The organism is Mesorhizobium sp. WSM4983 (assembly GCF_029625765.1).
Lineage (GTDB): Bacteria > Pseudomonadota > Alphaproteobacteria > Rhizobiales > Rhizobiaceae > Mesorhizobium.
Genome location: NZ_JARTVM010000004.1, coordinates 75,902 through 90,862, shown reverse-complemented (window position 1 = coordinate 90,862; position 14,961 = coordinate 75,902). Strand labels below are relative to the sequence as shown.

General features: G+C 64.5%; 15 protein-coding genes. 8 read left to right on the top strand and 7 right to left on the bottom strand.

Going from position 1 to position 14,961, the window contains the following annotated elements; all coding sequences use genetic code 11:
* Window positions 1–14: 14 nt before the first annotated feature.
* Window positions 15–197 (bottom strand): hypothetical protein, encoded by a 183-nt coding sequence (locus P9254_RS14340; RefSeq protein ID WP_066992926.1) that lies wholly within the window; start codon window positions 195–197, stop codon window positions 15–17.
* Window positions 198–754: 557 nt separating this feature from the next.
* On the opposite strand from P9254_RS14340, the gene P9254_RS14335 reads away from it, so the two are divergent.
* Window positions 755–2,155 (top strand): sensor histidine kinase, encoded by a 1,401-nt coding sequence (locus P9254_RS14335; RefSeq protein ID WP_095801506.1) that lies wholly within the window; start codon window positions 755–757, stop codon window positions 2,153–2,155.
* Window positions 2,152–2,796: a response regulator gene (locus P9254_RS14330; RefSeq protein WP_066992920.1), complete on the top strand. Its 645-nt coding sequence runs from the start codon at window positions 2,152–2,154 to the stop codon at window positions 2,794–2,796. The genes P9254_RS14335 and P9254_RS14330 overlap by 4 nt, the downstream gene beginning before the upstream one ends.
* Before the next feature lie 182 nt (window positions 2,797–2,978).
* Here the strand turns inward: P9254_RS14330 and P9254_RS14325 are convergent, their stop codons facing one another.
* The 3 genes from P9254_RS14325 to P9254_RS14315 form a co-directional block, all read right to left on the bottom strand.
* Entirely contained in the window at window positions 2,979–3,452 is a 474-nt protein-coding gene (locus P9254_RS14325; RefSeq protein ID WP_095801507.1) for a hypothetical protein, read from the bottom strand.
* Between the two features lie 591 nt (window positions 3,453–4,043).
* A complete protein-coding gene (locus P9254_RS14320) occupies window positions 4,044–4,550 on the bottom strand; it encodes a hypothetical protein (RefSeq protein WP_067321952.1) in 507 nt (168 codons plus the stop codon).
* Between the two features lie 311 nt (window positions 4,551–4,861).
* Complete coding sequence (locus P9254_RS14315) at window positions 4,862–5,749, bottom strand: EamA family transporter (RefSeq protein ID WP_278056650.1); 888 nt, start codon at window positions 5,747–5,749, stop codon at window positions 4,862–4,864.
* 581 nt (window positions 5,750–6,330) lie between these two features.
* Between P9254_RS14315 and P9254_RS14310 the strand changes: the two genes are divergently transcribed.
* From P9254_RS14310 to P9254_RS14295, 4 genes are all read left to right on the top strand, one after another.
* Window positions 6,331–7,482: an acyltransferase family protein gene (locus P9254_RS14310; RefSeq protein ID WP_278056648.1), complete on the top strand. Its 1,152-nt coding sequence runs from the start codon at window positions 6,331–6,333 to the stop codon at window positions 7,480–7,482.
* Window positions 7,479–8,594: a glycosyltransferase family 2 protein gene (locus P9254_RS14305; protein ID WP_278103885.1), complete on the top strand. Its 1,116-nt coding sequence runs from the start codon at window positions 7,479–7,481 to the stop codon at window positions 8,592–8,594. The genes P9254_RS14310 and P9254_RS14305 overlap by 4 nt, the downstream gene beginning before the upstream one ends.
* A 112-nt stretch (window positions 8,595–8,706) precedes the next feature.
* Complete coding sequence (locus P9254_RS14300) at window positions 8,707–9,732, top strand: glycosyltransferase family 2 protein (protein WP_095801510.1); 1,026 nt, start codon at window positions 8,707–8,709, stop codon at window positions 9,730–9,732.
* Window positions 9,729–11,501 carry an ABC transporter ATP-binding protein gene (locus tag P9254_RS14295; protein ID WP_278056644.1) on the top strand — a complete coding sequence of 591 codons (1,773 nt, stop codon included), beginning with the start codon at window positions 9,729–9,731 and terminating at the stop codon, window positions 11,499–11,501. Before P9254_RS14300 ends, P9254_RS14295 begins: the two co-directional genes overlap by 4 nt.
* A gap of 232 nt (window positions 11,502–11,733) precedes the next feature.
* On the opposite strand, the gene minE is transcribed toward P9254_RS14295, so the two are convergent.
* From minE to minC, 3 genes are all read right to left on the bottom strand, one after another.
* On the bottom strand, window positions 11,734–12,006 hold the full coding sequence (gene minE / locus P9254_RS14290; protein WP_042638296.1) for a cell division topological specificity factor MinE: 273 nt from the start codon (window positions 12,004–12,006) through the stop codon (window positions 11,734–11,736).
* Window positions 12,003–12,818 (bottom strand): septum site-determining protein MinD, encoded by an 816-nt coding sequence (gene minD / locus P9254_RS14285; RefSeq protein ID WP_067321964.1) that lies wholly within the window; start codon window positions 12,816–12,818, stop codon window positions 12,003–12,005. The genes minE and minD overlap by 4 nt, the downstream gene beginning before the upstream one ends.
* Before the next feature lie 108 nt (window positions 12,819–12,926).
* Window positions 12,927–13,790, bottom strand: a complete 864-nt coding sequence (gene minC, locus P9254_RS14280; RefSeq protein WP_066992899.1) for a septum site-determining protein MinC — start codon at window positions 13,788–13,790, stop codon at window positions 12,927–12,929.
* A 541-nt stretch (window positions 13,791–14,331) separates the two neighbouring features.
* On the opposite strand from minC, the gene P9254_RS14275 reads away from it, so the two are divergent.
* Entirely contained in the window at window positions 14,332–14,541 is a 210-nt protein-coding gene (locus P9254_RS14275) for a cold-shock protein (protein ID WP_066992896.1), read from the top strand.
* A 219-nt stretch (window positions 14,542–14,760) separates the two neighbouring features.
* Entirely contained in the window at window positions 14,761–14,949 is a 189-nt protein-coding gene (locus P9254_RS14270) for a hypothetical protein (RefSeq protein WP_278056638.1), read from the top strand.
* The last annotated feature ends 12 nt before the right edge of the window (window positions 14,950–14,961 follow it).

Sequence of the window (14,961 nt, the reverse complement as noted above, 5' to 3'; positions counted from 1 at the left end):
AGCCGAGGCCTCTCCTAGCCGACGATTTTTAGCCCAGGCACTTCACCGAACAGCGCCGAGCAGTCGATCTCGTCCCGGAAAAGCGCGTCGGGATCGAGCACCAGCCACGATGTATGCGTACGAAGATCCCTCAGTCTGGCGTTCTTTTCGGCGCGCGCCTGGCGCTCCGCCTCGGCAATCGAGGCCAAGCCTGGCATCTCGGCCTTGTGAAGGTGAGAACTCCTCGACATAGCGAGGCAAAACGCGGTCGCCCTATTTTGCGTTCCAGCCCATCCGCCTGAAAACAAGTGCGGTGATCATACCCGCGAGCACGACCAAAAGCCGGATGGCCAAGGCCACCCCAAGCCGCCGCACGTTTCATTCGCGCCGCCATCGCTACGAGCGGCCCGGCTCGAATCAGCGCAGACCCAGAAAACTCAAAATGGCGATCACGATGACGATAGCACCTACGATCCAGATGATGTTGTTCATGGTCCTCTCCACATGTCGGCGGTCAGGAAACGCGCCTGCCAAGGGGGCATAGGCCGAAGTTTCTTTCGGAAGCCCTCGCAAAGACCTCAACACTTAGAAACTGCTAATGTTCCGCCCGCATCTGTGCCGGGGGCCGGACTAGGCGTTCTTGGCACCTGGAAGCGGTTTCTGCAGCCTCGACGGCCGCGCTGTTAACCGCTCGCCTGAAGGCCGGAGCAAGGTCGGTGTCGCAATTGCCGCGGCTGGCCTATACTCTTTGTCCGTGGTGGGGTGAATCGCGCGAATGCTCAGGGAGACCTTGAAGCGACTTGTGCAAATCTGGAGCGGGCTGTCGCTGGCCTGGCAGTTTGTGATTGCCGGCGGCATCGGGCTTTTGGCGGTGATGCTCGTGGTTGGCCTCTGGGTGACCTCGCAAATCCGCGAAGGCGTGATGCACAACTCCGCCACCACGACGGCGCTCTATGTCGACAGCGTGATCGCGCCGCTGCTGCCGGACCTGCGCAAGAGCCGCGAGCTCGACGACACGGTCAAACGGGCGCTGGACGAGACGCTCGGCCAGGGCGCGCTCGGCAAGAGGCTGGTGTCATTCAAGCTGTGGCGGCGCGACGGCACGGTGCTTTACGCTGATAACTCGAAGCTGATCGGCAAGACGTTTCCGCCCAACCCCAATCTGATCTCGGCCTTTGCCGGCAATGTCGTGGCGGAATTCAACAACCTCGCCGACGATCCTGAGACCAGCGAAGAGAAAGCGGTGACCGCGCCGTTGTTCGAGATCTACAACCCCGTGCGCGAACCCTGGTCGGGCGAAGTGGTGGCGGTGTCGGAATTCTACGAAGTCGCCGACGATTTCCAGGAGACGCTGAACTCAGCACTCAGATGGACCTGGCTGGTGGTGGCCGGCGCCACCGCCGCCTCGCTGGCGCTGCTGTCGGGCATCGTGTTTCGCGGCAGCCGCACCATCCAGACGCAGCGTGCCGCGCTGGAAGCCAAGGTCAGCGAGTTGCAGGAGGCGCTGGCGCAGAACTCGTCGCTACGCCAGCGCGTGCAGCGCGCCTCGCGGCGAGCCACCGCCATCAACGAACGCTACCTGAGGCGCATCGGCGCCGACCTGCATGACGGCCCGGCGCAGCTGGTGGCGCTTGCCGCGCTCAGGATGGACAGTCCGGTGCTGGTCGACCCCGCCACACCCAAACCGCAGCGCGAGGCGGAAATCGCCGGCATCCATAAGACGCTGGGCGAAGCGATGAGCGAGATACGCGGCATCTGCAACGGCCTGGTGCTGCCGCAGATCGAGACGCAGGCAGTGGCCGACATATTGCGGCTGGCGGTCGCCGAGCATGAGCGCCGCACCGACACCAAAGTGCTGCTGACGCTGCCGGAGCGCTTGCCGGAACTCGGCACCTCAGAGAAGATCAGCATCTATCGTTTCGTGCAGGAAGGACTGAACAACGCCTTCCGGCACGGCAAGGGCAAGGGCCAGCAGGTGAGAGCCACGATGAAGGGCGGCAAGCTTCTGGTCGAGGTGCAGGACACCGGCCCGGGCTTCAATCCTGCGCGAAGCGAAGGCCTCGGGCTCGCCGGTCTTAGGGAGCGTATCGAAAGCATTGGCGGGCAGTTCGAGACGCTTTCGGGGCCGGGGGGAACGAGACTGGTAATCACATTGTCTGTCGAGGAGCAGCCGTGACCGCACCCATCCGCATCGCTATTGTCGACGATCATCCGCTGTTTCGCGAGGGCGTGGCGCGCAGCCTCGGCGAGATCGGCGGCTTCGAGCTTGTCGGCGAAGGCGCCAGCGCCGAGGACGCCGAAAAGCTGGTCCGCGCCAGCGCGCCCGACGTGCTGCTGCTTGACATCAGCATGCCCGGCGGCGGCCTCAATGCGCTGGCCAGCATCCTTTCGGCGGCGCCTGAGCAAAAGATCGTCATGCTCACCGTGTCCGAGACCAATGCCGATGTCGCCCAGGCGCTGAAGGCGGGCGCGCGGGGCTATGTGCTGAAGGGCGTCGGCTCCAAGTCGCTGGCCGAGATCCTGCGCGACGTCGCCAACGGCCAGAGCTACGTTTCGCCGACGCTTTCGGCCCGGCTGCTGTCGGATCTCTTGCAGCCCACCAGCCGCAAGCCCGACCCGCTCAGCCAGCTCACCGGCCGCGAGGCCGAGATCCTGGGGCTGGTGGCGGAGGGCCTGAGCAACAAGGAGGTCGCGATGCGGCTGTCGCTGCAGGAAAAGACGGTCAAGCACCACATGACCCGAGTGCTCGCCAAGCTCAACGTGCGCAATCGGACGGAGGCGGCGCTGCTGATGCATGAAGCGAGAGAGAGGAATTAGTGAATAGTGGAAAGTACAGTGAATGGTGAAGCGTCGGCGCGTTCCCATTCGGTGAAGTGCGTTTCGTTGATTACTGTTCCCTATTCACCATTCACCGTCACTTCAAAAGCAAATCACCCCCGCCTCTGAAGGCGGGGGTGACATGCGAAGGCGCGGGAAAAGGGGGTAGCTTCTCTCGGCCCTCACAAGCCTAGCAGACGGGCCAGATCCTTCTCGGTCGCCCGGCGCTCGACGATGGTGCGGCCTTGCGCATCGCTCATCTCGAAGCGTCCGTTCTCGATCTCTTCCTTCATGCCGTTGCGGTGGATGATGGTGATCCTGTTGCCGTCGATCTCGACTATGTCGCCCGTCGCCGCATTGACACGGCTGGCGGCCTTGCCGCCGGGGCTGGTGTTGCCTTTGCCGCTGTTGTTGCCAGGACCGGCATTGGCATTGCCGCCACCGGCATTGCTGTTGCCGGAATTGCCGCCAGCGTTTCCGCCGCCGCCGTTGCCGCCGCCATTGCCGTTGCCGCCGCCGTTGTCGGCATAAGCGGTGGCCACCAGGAGCTTGGCGAGGCTATTGGACGTGAAATGACCAGGCGCGGCAAAAAGCGCCAGCGCGGCCGCGGCGCGCAGCGTAAGGCGGACAAACCTTTTTGAGGCGGGTTCGCGCATGCCGTCCTTGGTTCATGCCGGTTCCGCCTCGGGCCTGCCGAAGTTCCGCTCTCAGCCCGCCAAGGCGGAACCGGTGTCTTGACCAGACAAGATTCACGCTTTGGTAAGGTTACGGAAGCGGCCCACGACCCATGCCACCTCCGGTCGGACCTTTTTGCAGTCACTTGGGGACCATTGTCGCACCACCCGGGAACACAACTGGAAGCTGCGACTGCCGTCGCGTTAACCAAATCGCTTGGAAAGCGGCCAGCAATTCATTATGACTGTCGCACGCGAGAACGGCGCGGACACTCAACGAACCGCGGCATGCTACGGCGCATGCGCCCTCCTGGGCGGAAAAGCGCCGTATCCTTTGGTTTGCGCATGAATTGTTTCCCGGACTGCGGGGGCATGCGCCAAGAGCCCGCCTTATCCGGCAGCCGTCTCAAGGGCCCCAAAAAAGTACCCCCGCCAAAAGGCGGGGGCAAGGTGAGCAGCGGGAGTTCTGTCGTAAGACGATCAGGACCGAAGAGACGAAGCAAAAGGTGGCAACCTGATTTTGCAGCGCTGGCTTTTGGCCCCTTAAGATCTAATCCAGATAGAACCTCGCTCTCACAAACTCTTTAGGCGATCGAGATCGGCCACTGTGGCCTTGCGCTCGACGATGGTGCGACCAAACTTGTCCTCCATCCTGAAACGGCCGTTCTCGATGCTCTCCTTCATTCCGTTCCGGTGCGTGACCTGGATGCTATTGGCACTGACCTCGACCTTGTCGCCGGTCGCCGCATTCACATGATCATCGACATCGCCGGTTGCTGCAGTGTTCGTTGCGCCCTTGCTGTTGCCGCTGTTTCCGTTTCCGTTGTTACCGCCCGAGTTGCTGTTTCCGCTGTTGCCGCCCGAGTTGCCGTTCCCGTTCCCGCTGTTGCCGCCGCCGCTGCCGTTACCGTTTCCGCCGCCGCTGTTCCCACCGCCATTGCCGTTTCCATTGCCGCCTTTGCCGGCATAGGCCTTGGCCACGACAGGACCGTCGAAGGAGAGATGAAAAGGCGCGACAACAAGCGCCAGCGCAACGAGCGCCCGCAAGACATGCCTGCAGCCCATGCGCGATACGCGCATCCCAATCTCCCCTTGCCAGCCATCCGACCCTTCGGCCGAACTACCCCACCGGCAATGTCGCAACATCAGCATCCCTAATCAACCCGTCGTGGGGAAGTGGCCCACGACCCTTGTCTTGCTTTTTAAGACCTTTTTCGCAGCGATGTCGGACCTAAGTCCTGTCTCAACCACCAGATGTGATTGGGCCCGGCTGCGTGCACGGCTTTTTCTGGCGTGGATACCCGCGTGCACGGCTTCGCGCAACGCGCTACGAGTGGTTGTTCTATGCTCTCCCAAAACCGCCGCGCCCTCAGGCGATATGGCATTGATCCTTAACAGGGTGACGGAACCGGCGCTCTCGCCGTTACGGCCGCGCCGAACGCGGCGGCAATCACGGCGCCAATACCGGCGCATTGCAAAACGCTCAAGCTCTCGTGCAGGAAGAGAAACCCGGTCAGCGCGGCGCCGGCGGGTTCCAGGCAGACGATCATGCCATAGACTTTCGCCGGCATTCTGGCGAGCACCATCATCTCCAGCAAGAAGGGCAGCGCGCTGGAGAACAGCCCGACGACGACCGCGGCCGCCATGACATGCGAGTCGGTGAGATAAGGTTCGGCTGCGGTGAAGCCAAAAGGCAGCGCGACGAGCGCGGCGATCGCCATGCCATAGGCCGAGGTGCGGGCGCCAAGCTCGGCGCCGGCCTTCTGCGCACAGATGATATAGAGCCCCCAGCAGGCGCCGGCGGCAAGCGCAAGCAGCACGCCGATTGGATCGAGCCCGCGGCTGATATCGGCGAACGGCGAGAGCAGCACGATGCCGGCGACCGCAAGCACCACCCAGACGAGGTCGAGAAGGCGCCGCGAGCCGAGTGTGGCGACAAAAAGCGGGCCGGTGAATTCGAGCGCCACGCAGATGCCCAGCGGAATGCGCTCGAGCGCGGCATAGAAGAGCAGGTTCATCACCGAAACGGTGACGCCATAGACGGCGAGCCAAGGCAGACCCTTTCGTGTCGGCAGCACTTTCCATGGCCTGAGCACTGCCGCCAGCATCAGCGCGCCGATGAGGAGTCTCAGCATTGTTGTGCCGTCCGGCCCGAGCACCGGAAACAGGCCCTTGGCGAAGGCCGCGCCAACCTGCACCGAAAGGATGGCACCAAGCAGGCCGAGGACGGGCAAGGCTCCCAGCTGCGCCTGCGGTTTTGCACTCGGCGTCGACGTCACTTCTCCTCCACCCCCCGGGCCCCGGTCCGAGGCGGCGATAGAGACTGGCGTTGCCCCTGTCGTGAGGCAACGGGGGACCCGATGCTGGGACAGGCCCTTCAAGTCTCGCAACTGGATTGCTGCGCCGCACAAGACTTTGAAATTCAATATACTTTTCACAACGCGATTTGAATAGTCTTTGGCTAAATGGAGCGTTACTGTCAATATCGCCAAAACACCCGCTACGGTTGTCGCAATGCGTCACAGCATCCGTAGCGATAAATACTTCAAAAATCAGACCAACCGACCATCACCATATAGGACCATAGGCCAAACTTCCCAAGTCAACTGTCGTCTGCAACCCTCCAAATCACAGCTTTATTTCAAACTCGTAAGCATTGTGTGTTGCGCCGCAACATAAGCGGAGACAGATGTTAACCAACATGGGCAGTGGAGGATGCCGCTACGTTGAGCCGAATGGGCATTCCGCTGACAGCCAAGGACGGCACTCTCGCCCCGGACGGAGATTCGTCGACAGGCGGAGTCGGCGTGCTTTGCAGGTCCAGCGCAGGATCTTACGGCGGAACCTGGGGACCCCGCCAATGACAGTTCAGCGCGACATCCAGCTTGACGCAGTGCGAGCCGTGGCCGTCACGCTGGTGCTTTACGCGCATTTCCTTGCGCCGAACGGCACCTCCTTCCTCGGCCATCTCGGCGTGCGGCTGTTCTTTGTGCTCTCCGGCTTCCTGATCACCCGGCTTTTGCTTGACGCGCGTGACAGCAACGCATTCGCTTCCGGGCCGGCCCTGCGCGCCTTCTATGCCAGGCGCGTGATCCGAATTTTTCCGCCTTATTTCGCGGTGCTGGCCCTGGTCTGGCTCACCAATCTGGAACAGTCCAGCTCGTCGCTTGCCTGGCATGCGCTTTATCTCTCGAACTTCTGGTATGCGCTGCGCAACGACTGGAACCCCTGGCTGCTCTGCCATTTCTGGAGCCTCAGCATCGAGGAGCAGTTCTATCTCGCTTGGCCGCTGATCGTGCTGCTGGCGCCGCGCCGGCGTATCGAGGCGATCACGATCGGCGTCATCCTCTTCTCGTTCGCGTACCGCTTCTACTGGCCGCTCACCGCCAACCCGGCGCTCGCCCGGGACCTGTTGCCGCCGGCCTCTATGGACGCGCTCGGCTGCGGCGCCCTGCTTGCCGTTCGCCGCGCCAGGAGCGCCGATGTGCCGCGCTGGATGCGGCTCGGCTGGCCGGCTTTCGCGGTCGTTTTCCTGCTCGTCGTCTGCTCCGATCCGGGACCGGCGAACTCGGCATGGGAGTGGGGGCACTGGGCGCTGGTGCAGGTGCTGCCGCTGGTGCCGCTGGTGGCGATCGTCGCCGCCTGCTCCAACGGCCTCGGCGGCAGGCTCGGCAAGCTGGCCGAACTGCCACCGCTGCTTTTCCTCGGCCGCATCAGCTACGGCGTCTATCTCTACCACCCGATCCTTCTCGCCTACGCCGTCAAGGCGCAGCCCTGGATCCCGCTCAACGTCTCGGAGCAAGGGCCTGGCCGCTTCCTTGTCGCAGGTGCCGCCACGCTGCTTGTCGCCTCGCTCTCCTGGGCGCTGTTCGAAAAGCCGCTCAACAGTCTCAAGCGCTATTTCCCCTATGTCGCGCGGTCGCGCGCGGGCATGGCGGGCGAGACAAGCTGGATAGGCCCGCCGGCCAGCGTGTCCGCGCTCGACCTGCAGCGAACCGAGGCGAGGCGATGATGGCGAGCGCCACTCCTCTCATCTCCGTGCTGCTGCCGGTCTACAATGCCGAGCCCTATGTCGGCGCTGCAATCCAATCGATCCTGCGGCAGGATTACAGCCGGCTCGAGATCATCGCCATCGACGACGGTTCGACCGACCGGTCGCTGGAGATCCTCGACCGCTGCCGCAAGGCGGACAGCCGCGTATCCATTATTTCGCGCGAGAACCGCGGTCTCGTAGCCACCCTCAATGAGGGGTTGGCGAGCGCGCAAGGCGAGCTCGTCGCGCGCATGGACGCCGACGACTTCGCCTATCCCTGGCGGCTGTCGCGCCAGGCGGCGCTGTTTGCAACGCGTCCCGAGATCGGCTTCTGCGGCTCGATCGTCGACATGTTGGTGCGTGGCCGTATCGCGTCCGGCAGGTTCGACCCGGTGTTCCGCCTCGACCTTGCCGCGCTCGCGAAATTCTTCACGATCTTCATGCACCCGACCGTGGTCTACAACCGCCGGGTGATCGGCGAGGCCGACCTTCGTTACGACGCCGCCTACCGGCATGCCGAGGATTTCGACCTCTTCCGCCGGCTCGCCGACCGTTATCCGGCGGCCCTGATGGAGGAGAGCCTGCTGGTCTACCGCGTGCATTCCGGCAGCGTGACCAGCCGGCATGTGAAGGAGATGCGGCGCACGCATCTCCGGATCGTCGGCGAAAACCTCGAGCGCGAGGGTCTGACAGACGATACCAAGGACCTGCGCGCCATCGGCGATCAAGTTTCCGTCGCGACGGTGGCCGGGGCGGCGGCCTTCATTCGCGCGCTGGAAGAGCGGATTGCCGCGCTGCCCGCGGCGGTGCGCCCAAGCTTCGAGGCCGGTGCGCTCAACCTCTTCTATTTCCTCTACCAGCTCGTCAACGACGAGGAGCAACCCGCGCTCACGCATGAGCTTTTGACGCTTTCCGCGAAATGGAACGCGATCCGCCGCCGCGAGCAATATGCGTTGCGCCCCGGGGCCTGGGCACCGTGGCTCAGCCAGGCTTCGATGTGGGCCGGCAAGCAGGCCGACAGGCTCGCCTACCGCTTCAAATCCACGCCGGCGGCATCGGTGCTGGCGCCTTACAGGATGGAGGCGGCATGAGCAGCTTTGGCCGCGTCCACTCGCCGGCGGTGGAAATCGGCGAAAGCCGCCGCGACAGCCAATCTCCCCTCACAAGCAGGGAGGTCAGCAGCCTCAGCGCTGAGCCCTCTCCATGAACGACGCGCGCCATCCCCTGCCGCGGCACCCGGCCCTGCCCGCGCCTCCCTGGCCCAGGCAGCGGCCGCAGGTCTCCTTCATCGTCTGCACGCGTGACCGCGCGGCGGTGCTTGAAGCCTGCATCGATTCGATCCGTGCCGCCTGTCTTGCGCATCCCGCCTTCGCCGCCGAACTGGTGGTGGTCGACAACGGCTCGCGCGACGGCACGGCGGAATATCTTTCCCGGATCGCCGCGAGCTCCGACATTCCACTTACGGCGATCTCAGAGCCGCGGCCCGGGCTGGCGGCGGCGCGCAATGCGGGGCTGGCGCGGGCGCGCGGGCACGTGCTGGTCTTCAACGACGACGACTGCAGGCTCGACCGCAACTACCTCGCCGACCTCCAACGGCATTATGCAAGCGGTGAGAAATGGCTGATCCGCGGCGGCCGCGTCGAACTCGGCGATGCGCGCGACCTGCCCTTCACCATCAAGCGCTGCGACGAGCGCCAGCGGCTGACGCCCGCCGTGCATCCGGGCGGCTTCGTGCTCGGCTGCAACATGACCATGCATCGCGACGTCGCCGCTCGCATCGGCCCCTTCGACGAACGCTTCGGCGCCGGCGGGCCGCTGCGCTCGGCGGAAGACACCGACTACCTGGTGCGCGCCATGCTCGCCGGCATGGCGGTGGAATATGTGCCCGACATGACGATCTTCCATCACCACGGCCGGCGTGGCCGCAAGGCGATCGATCGGCTGCACCGCGACTATCATTTCGGCAATGGCGCGCTGTGTCTCAAGCATTTCCGCCGCGCGCCATGGCTGCTTCGCCATTTCTATTGGGCGGCACGTGCCGCCACGCGCGAGCTGATCGGCGGCCCGCGCTTCGACCAGGATCTCAGGCTCTCGCACTGGCCGATCGTTTTGATGAACCTCGCGGGCGCGGCGAAATTCATGACGCTCGTGCTGGCGGGGCGGCCCGATTGGCAGCCGCGGCACGCTCAGGAAGCCGCCGAGGCCAGGACGGAGGCCGGCGCGCCATGAGCGGGCACCCGACTCTGGCGATGCTGCGGCGGGCGCTCGGCCGCCGTCAGCTCGGCCTGCTGCCCGTCGTGGTCGCGCTCGGGCTTGCCAGTGCTGCGCTCGAAGGCTTCGGCATCGGGCTGATCATTCCGCTGCTCGGCATCATCATGGGACATGGCGAGGCGACCGGCATGGCCGGACTCTCCGCCCTGCTGCAGAAGGTCGGCGCCGGGCTCGGCGAGCGCGAGCGGCTGATCGCGATTTCGGCCGCGATCCTCGGCTCGATCCTGCTCAAGAACCTGCTTGCCTTCGCCAATGCGGTGCTGACCGCGCATATCTACGGCAAGGCCGGTCAATCGATCCGCGGCGCGCTCGCCGAACGCCTGCTCAGCGTCGGCTATCCGTTCTTCCTGAAGGAGAGCCCAGGGCGGCTGCTCAACATCATCTCCAACGAATCCTGGCGGGCGTCGGACGCCATGCAGGGGGTGCTGGGCGCGATCGTCAGCGCCTCGGCGGCGGTTATCCTGCTTGCCTTCCTGCTGCTCTTATCCTGGCAGATGACGCTGCTGGTGATGCTCGGCCTGGCGCTGGTGCAAGCGGCACATATGGTGCTGTCGGCCCATCTCAAGGGCCCGAGCCGCAGCGTCGCGGCCCGCAACAGCGCTTTAGCCTCGCAGATGCTGCACCTGGTGCATGCCGGCCGTCTCATCCGCATCTTCGGCCAGGAGGCGCGCGAGAAGGCCGCCTTCGAGAAGGCATCGGACAGCGTGCGGCGGGCGGCCTTCACGCTTTCCAGCCGCCAGGGCGCGCTGGCGCCGCTCACGGAAGTGCTGCACGCGGTGCTGTTCCTGGCGGTGGTGATCGGCGCCTGGCTTGCCGGCTTGAGCTTCCCGCTGGTTGCCGCCTTCCTCATCCTGCTTTACCGCCTGCAGCCGCATGTGCGCGCGCTGCAGATGACCTGGAGCCAGCTGCAGGGGCTTTCCGGTTCGCTGGAGGAGGTGAGCTGGCTGCTCGACCCCGAGGGCAAGCCCGCGCCGCCCACGGGCAGCCGCCCGTTCGCGGGACTCGGCGAGAAGATCGCCTTCGAGGGCGTCAGCTTCAGCTATGCCAATGCGGAGCAGCGCGCGGCGGTGCTGCATGCGGCGAGCTTCGACATCGTGAGCGGCCGCTCGACGGCGCTGATCGGCCGCTCAGGCGCCGGCAAGACGACCATCGTCAACCTGCTCTGCCGCTTCGTCGAGCCCGATGGCGGCCGCATCGTCGTCGACGGCGCGCCGCTCGGCGAGATCGACCCGGCCCAATGGCGGGCGCATATCGCTCTGGCCAGCCAGGAGCTGGAGCTGGTCGACGGCACCATCCTCGACAACATCACCTACGGCAAGGACACGGCCAGCGCGGAAGAGGCGCGCCGCGCGGCCAAGCTCGCCGAGGCGCATGGCTTCATCGAGACGCTGCCGCAGGCCTACCAGACGGTGGTCGGCTATCGCGGCGTCAACCTGTCGGCCGGGCAAAGGCAGCGCATCGCGCTGGCGCGAGCGCTGCTGCGCGACCCCGACATTTTGATCCTCGACGAAGCCACAAATGCGGTGGACGGGCTCTCGGAAGCGGCAATCGTGGAAACGCTGAAATCGCGCGCCGGCCGCCGCACCACGATCGTCATCAGCCATCACCACTCGACCATCGCGTTCTGCGACGACCTGGTGATCCTGGAGCATGGGCGGGTGAAGAAGCAGGCGCCGTTCGCGGAACTGGCGGCGCGCAGCATGGATGAGCTGTACCAGCCGGAGTGAGGGCTTTCTTTGCGAGGGAAGTGGCGACGGTTGGCGCGAGACACCCCCCTCTGCCCTGCCGGGCATCTCCCCCGCAAGGGGGGAGATTGGCAGCTCCGGCTGCCGCGCTCTTCCTGCTCCGTCGGAAGTTGGCGAAAGCGGCGACGACATCTGATCTCCCCCTTGCGGGCCCTTGCGGGGGAGATGTCCGGCAGGACAGAGGGGGTGCTGTCCCGCCGGCTCTAAACCAGCTTCACCCCGCCATCGCCAGTGGCGCGGCGCTCTTGTTGGGGATCTGAATGTCGATCTCCAGCGTCGACATGGTGGCGCCGCGATCCATCGAGACCTGGAGATAGTCCTGGTCGATCTGCACATGCTTGGCAATGACGGCCATGATCTCCTCGCGCAGGATGGAGACGAGGTCTGGCTGGCCACGGCTCTGGCGTTCATAGGCGAGCAGCAGCTGCAGCCGCTCGCGCGCCACAGGCGCACTGGTGCGCCGCTTGAAGAGGTCGAGAATGCTCATGCCGCCCTCCTTCCGAGAAGCCGTTCGAGGAAACCCTTGCGCTCGAAGGGGACGACCACCGGCAGGTCCTCGCCTTCCAGGCGCCGTGCCGCTTCGAGGTAGGCCTTGGCGGCGGTGTTGATCGGCTCGCTGAGCGTCACCGGCGCGCCGAGGTTGGAGGCCCTGAGCACATCCTGGCTTTCCGGGATGATGCCGAGCAGCGGCGTCGAAAGGATCTCCAGCACGTCGTCGATCGACAGCATCTCGCCGCGCGAGGCGCGCGTCGCGTCATAGCGCGTGACCAGCACGTGCTTCTGGATCAGCTCGCCCTGCTCGGCCTTCATGGTGCGGGCGTCGAGCAGGCCGATGATGCGGTCGGAATCTCGCACCGACGACACTTCCGGGTTGGTGACGATGACCGCCTCGTCGGCGAAGCGCATGGCAAGCTGGGCGCCGCGCTCGATGCCGGCCGGGCTGTCGCAGAAGACATAGTCGAACACCGAGCGCAGCCGGGCGATGACTTCGGCAACGCCCTCCTCGGTCAGCGCGTCCTTGTCGCGCGTCTGCGAGGCCGGCAGCAGATAGAGCGTCTCCAGCCGCTTGTCGCGGATCAGCGCCTGCGACAGTTTTGCGGTGCCCTGGATAACGTTGACGAGGTCGAACACCACGCGGCGCTCGGCGCCCATGATGAGGTCGAGATTGCGCAGGCCGACGTCGAAATCGACCAGCGCAACCTTCTTGCCGGTCTTGGCCACGGCAGCGCCGAGCGCGGCCGTCGAGGTTGTCTTGCCGACGCCCCCCTTGCCCGAGGTGACCACGACTACCTTGCCCATATATCCAGCCTCCGTTGGCGATTTTTATTCTCTGGCCGTGCCGGGCACGGCGGACTCATGAAGGACAATGGCACGCGAAACCGGTCCGAAGCTTGCGCGGCCAAAGACTCAGCCGAGCGGCACCACGCACAGCGCATCGTTTTCGAGGAAGGCCTGCACCGCCTTGCCGCGCGAAACGCCTTCCATCTCCTCGGCCGTGGTGTACCAGCCGTCGACGGCGAGCAGCTCGGCCTCATTCTTGCGGCAGAAGATGCGCGCCGATGTGTTGCCTTCCGAGCCGGCGATCGCCCGGCCGCGCAGCGTGCCGTAGACATGGATCGAGCCGCCGGCGACGATTTCCGAGCCGGACGCGACCGAGCCCAGCACGATGACGTCGCCATGCGGATGAAAGACCGACTGCCCCGAGCGGATCGGCGCCTTGATCATCAGCGTGCCGGCGGAAGGCTCGTGCCGTGCCGGTACAGCACCCTGCCCCGACCCGGCCGGTTCCGACTTGGCTGCTTCGGCGGCTCGCGCGTTCTGCGCATCGAGCTTCGCCAGTTCATCCTGCGGCGCCCTCATTTGCCCCGGCTGCACGTCCTCGACCGTAGCCGTCTCGACCGTGATCTCTTCCGCCTTCGCCTTGCGCGCGGCCCTGCCCAGCAGGCCCTCGGCGGTCGCCTCCTTGGCGCCGGCGAGCAGCGGCGGCAAATCGGGGCCGAGCTCGGCGCCCTCGAGCTCGATCGCATAGACGCGGATGCCGCGCCGGGCGAGCGTGCCGACAAGTGCAGCGATCTCCTCCGGGCCTGGCTTCAAAGTATTGAGATCCAACACTACCGGGCGGCCGTTGAAATAGCCCGGCGAGTTGCCGATCCAGTGATCGAGCCCCTCCAGCCACTCGTCGATCGGCGCCTCCGGCGTCAGCGTGAAAGCGACGAAGGAGCGGGCGCGGAAGCGGATGGATTTGTTGTGCAAAGGGGCGGCGAAGGTCACGGCCAGACGAATCCTTACTCAATGGTTAAAGGGTGCCGGGCGAATGGTTAACAAAAGGTTAATTTTGCGGGTGGCGGCCGCTGAGGAACTGGCGCAGCTAAGTTTTGTGGCGGGGTGGTCACAGTGCCTGCCGCAGCGTCTATCCAGCACACAATTCGACACATGGCGTGAGCCGGCAAGGGGCCTAGCGGCCAACAATATGCTCGGCATTTCGGTTCTTGTCGGCGGAGGCACCAAGATCTGTATCTCGGCTCTTTCTTCGGCGCCACGCGGAAGCCCTTCATAGGAGTCGGACGGCGTCGCGCGTCAAGCGAAATTTAGTCGCCGGCAAGCTTTTCAGGACAACGGCGCCGACAATATTATTTCGCCTCGCCTTGTCGCCGCTTCGGTTAAGCGCTATGTTTTTCAAATCGAACTTGTTGAACGAATGTTGTTTCTGCGCCTTGGCGCCCTGACGATCTTCCCTCTCAATTTCGAAGACTGCGACGTTTGGCACGCAGCCAGGCGGCGATGATTTGCGTCGATTTGAAAGGAAAATCGTATGACTACTGGAACCGTGAAGTTTTTCAACGCCACGAAAGGCTTCGGCTTCATCGAGCAGGGCAATGGGCAGCCGGACGTGTTCGTCCATATCTCCGCCGTCGAGCGCGCCGGAATGCGCTCGCTAGCGGAAGGCCAGAAGGTGAGCTTCGACATCGTGAAGAACCAGCGGAACGGCAAAAGCTCGGCGGAGAATATCCAGGCGGGCTGATGCCGTGCATCCATGGCCTTTGACCGCGGATGTACCGGCATTGGCCTTGGAGCACTTTGATCTTGCGGATGTCTCCGTCCCGAAACCGGCTCCCGATTTCGGGCAACATGTTTTGGGGTTTTACGCATGTCTTCCCCTAACCGGTTTCCGATTTCGGGAGATATGCTTTGGAAGGTCGGGCTTGCCCGGCCTTCTTCATTTCAAATTGCGAGGTAGACCATGGCCGAAACCAGTGTGTTTAAGCCGAAGGGCGACGCCAAGAGCGAAGCCACCACGAAGACGGCGCGCACGATAATCGAGGGCGAAGCGGTAGCGCGGCAGGCAAAGACGGAACGGCTCCGCGCGGCCAGACTCGCCCGCGGGCCGGTTGAAGCGGAGCCAAAGAAGAAGCCGGCAAGGCGAAAATAGCGACAGAGGTCT

Coding starts and splice junctions, on each gene's coding strand:
- P9254_RS14340 (WP_066992926.1), bottom strand. CDS start 197: ATGCCAGGCTTGGCCTCGATTGCCGAGGCGGAGCGCCAGGCGCGCGCC.
- minD (WP_067321964.1), bottom strand. CDS start 12,818: ATGGGCAAGGTAGTCGTGGTCACCTCGGGCAAGGGGGGCGTCGGCAAG.
- P9254_RS14275 (WP_066992896.1), top strand. CDS start 14,332: ATGACTACTGGAACCGTGAAGTTTTTCAACGCCACGAAAGGCTTCGGC.
- P9254_RS14270 (WP_278056638.1), top strand. CDS start 14,761: ATGGCCGAAACCAGTGTGTTTAAGCCGAAGGGCGACGCCAAGAGCGAA.
- P9254_RS14320 (WP_067321952.1), bottom strand. CDS start 4,550: ATGCGCGTATCGCGCATGGGCTGCAGGCATGTCTTGCGGGCGCTCGTT.
- minE (WP_042638296.1), bottom strand. CDS start 12,006: ATGAGCATTCTCGACCTCTTCAAGCGGCGCACCAGTGCGCCTGTGGCG.
- P9254_RS14305 (WP_278103885.1), top strand. CDS start 7,479: ATGATGGCGAGCGCCACTCCTCTCATCTCCGTGCTGCTGCCGGTCTAC.
- P9254_RS14295 (WP_278056644.1), top strand. CDS start 9,729: ATGAGCGGGCACCCGACTCTGGCGATGCTGCGGCGGGCGCTCGGCCGC.
- P9254_RS14335 (WP_095801506.1), top strand. CDS start 755: ATGCTCAGGGAGACCTTGAAGCGACTTGTGCAAATCTGGAGCGGGCTG.
- P9254_RS14310 (WP_278056648.1), top strand. CDS start 6,331: ATGACAGTTCAGCGCGACATCCAGCTTGACGCAGTGCGAGCCGTGGCC.
- P9254_RS14300 (WP_095801510.1), top strand. CDS start 8,707: ATGAACGACGCGCGCCATCCCCTGCCGCGGCACCCGGCCCTGCCCGCG.
- P9254_RS14325 (WP_095801507.1), bottom strand. CDS start 3,452: ATGCGCGAACCCGCCTCAAAAAGGTTTGTCCGCCTTACGCTGCGCGCC.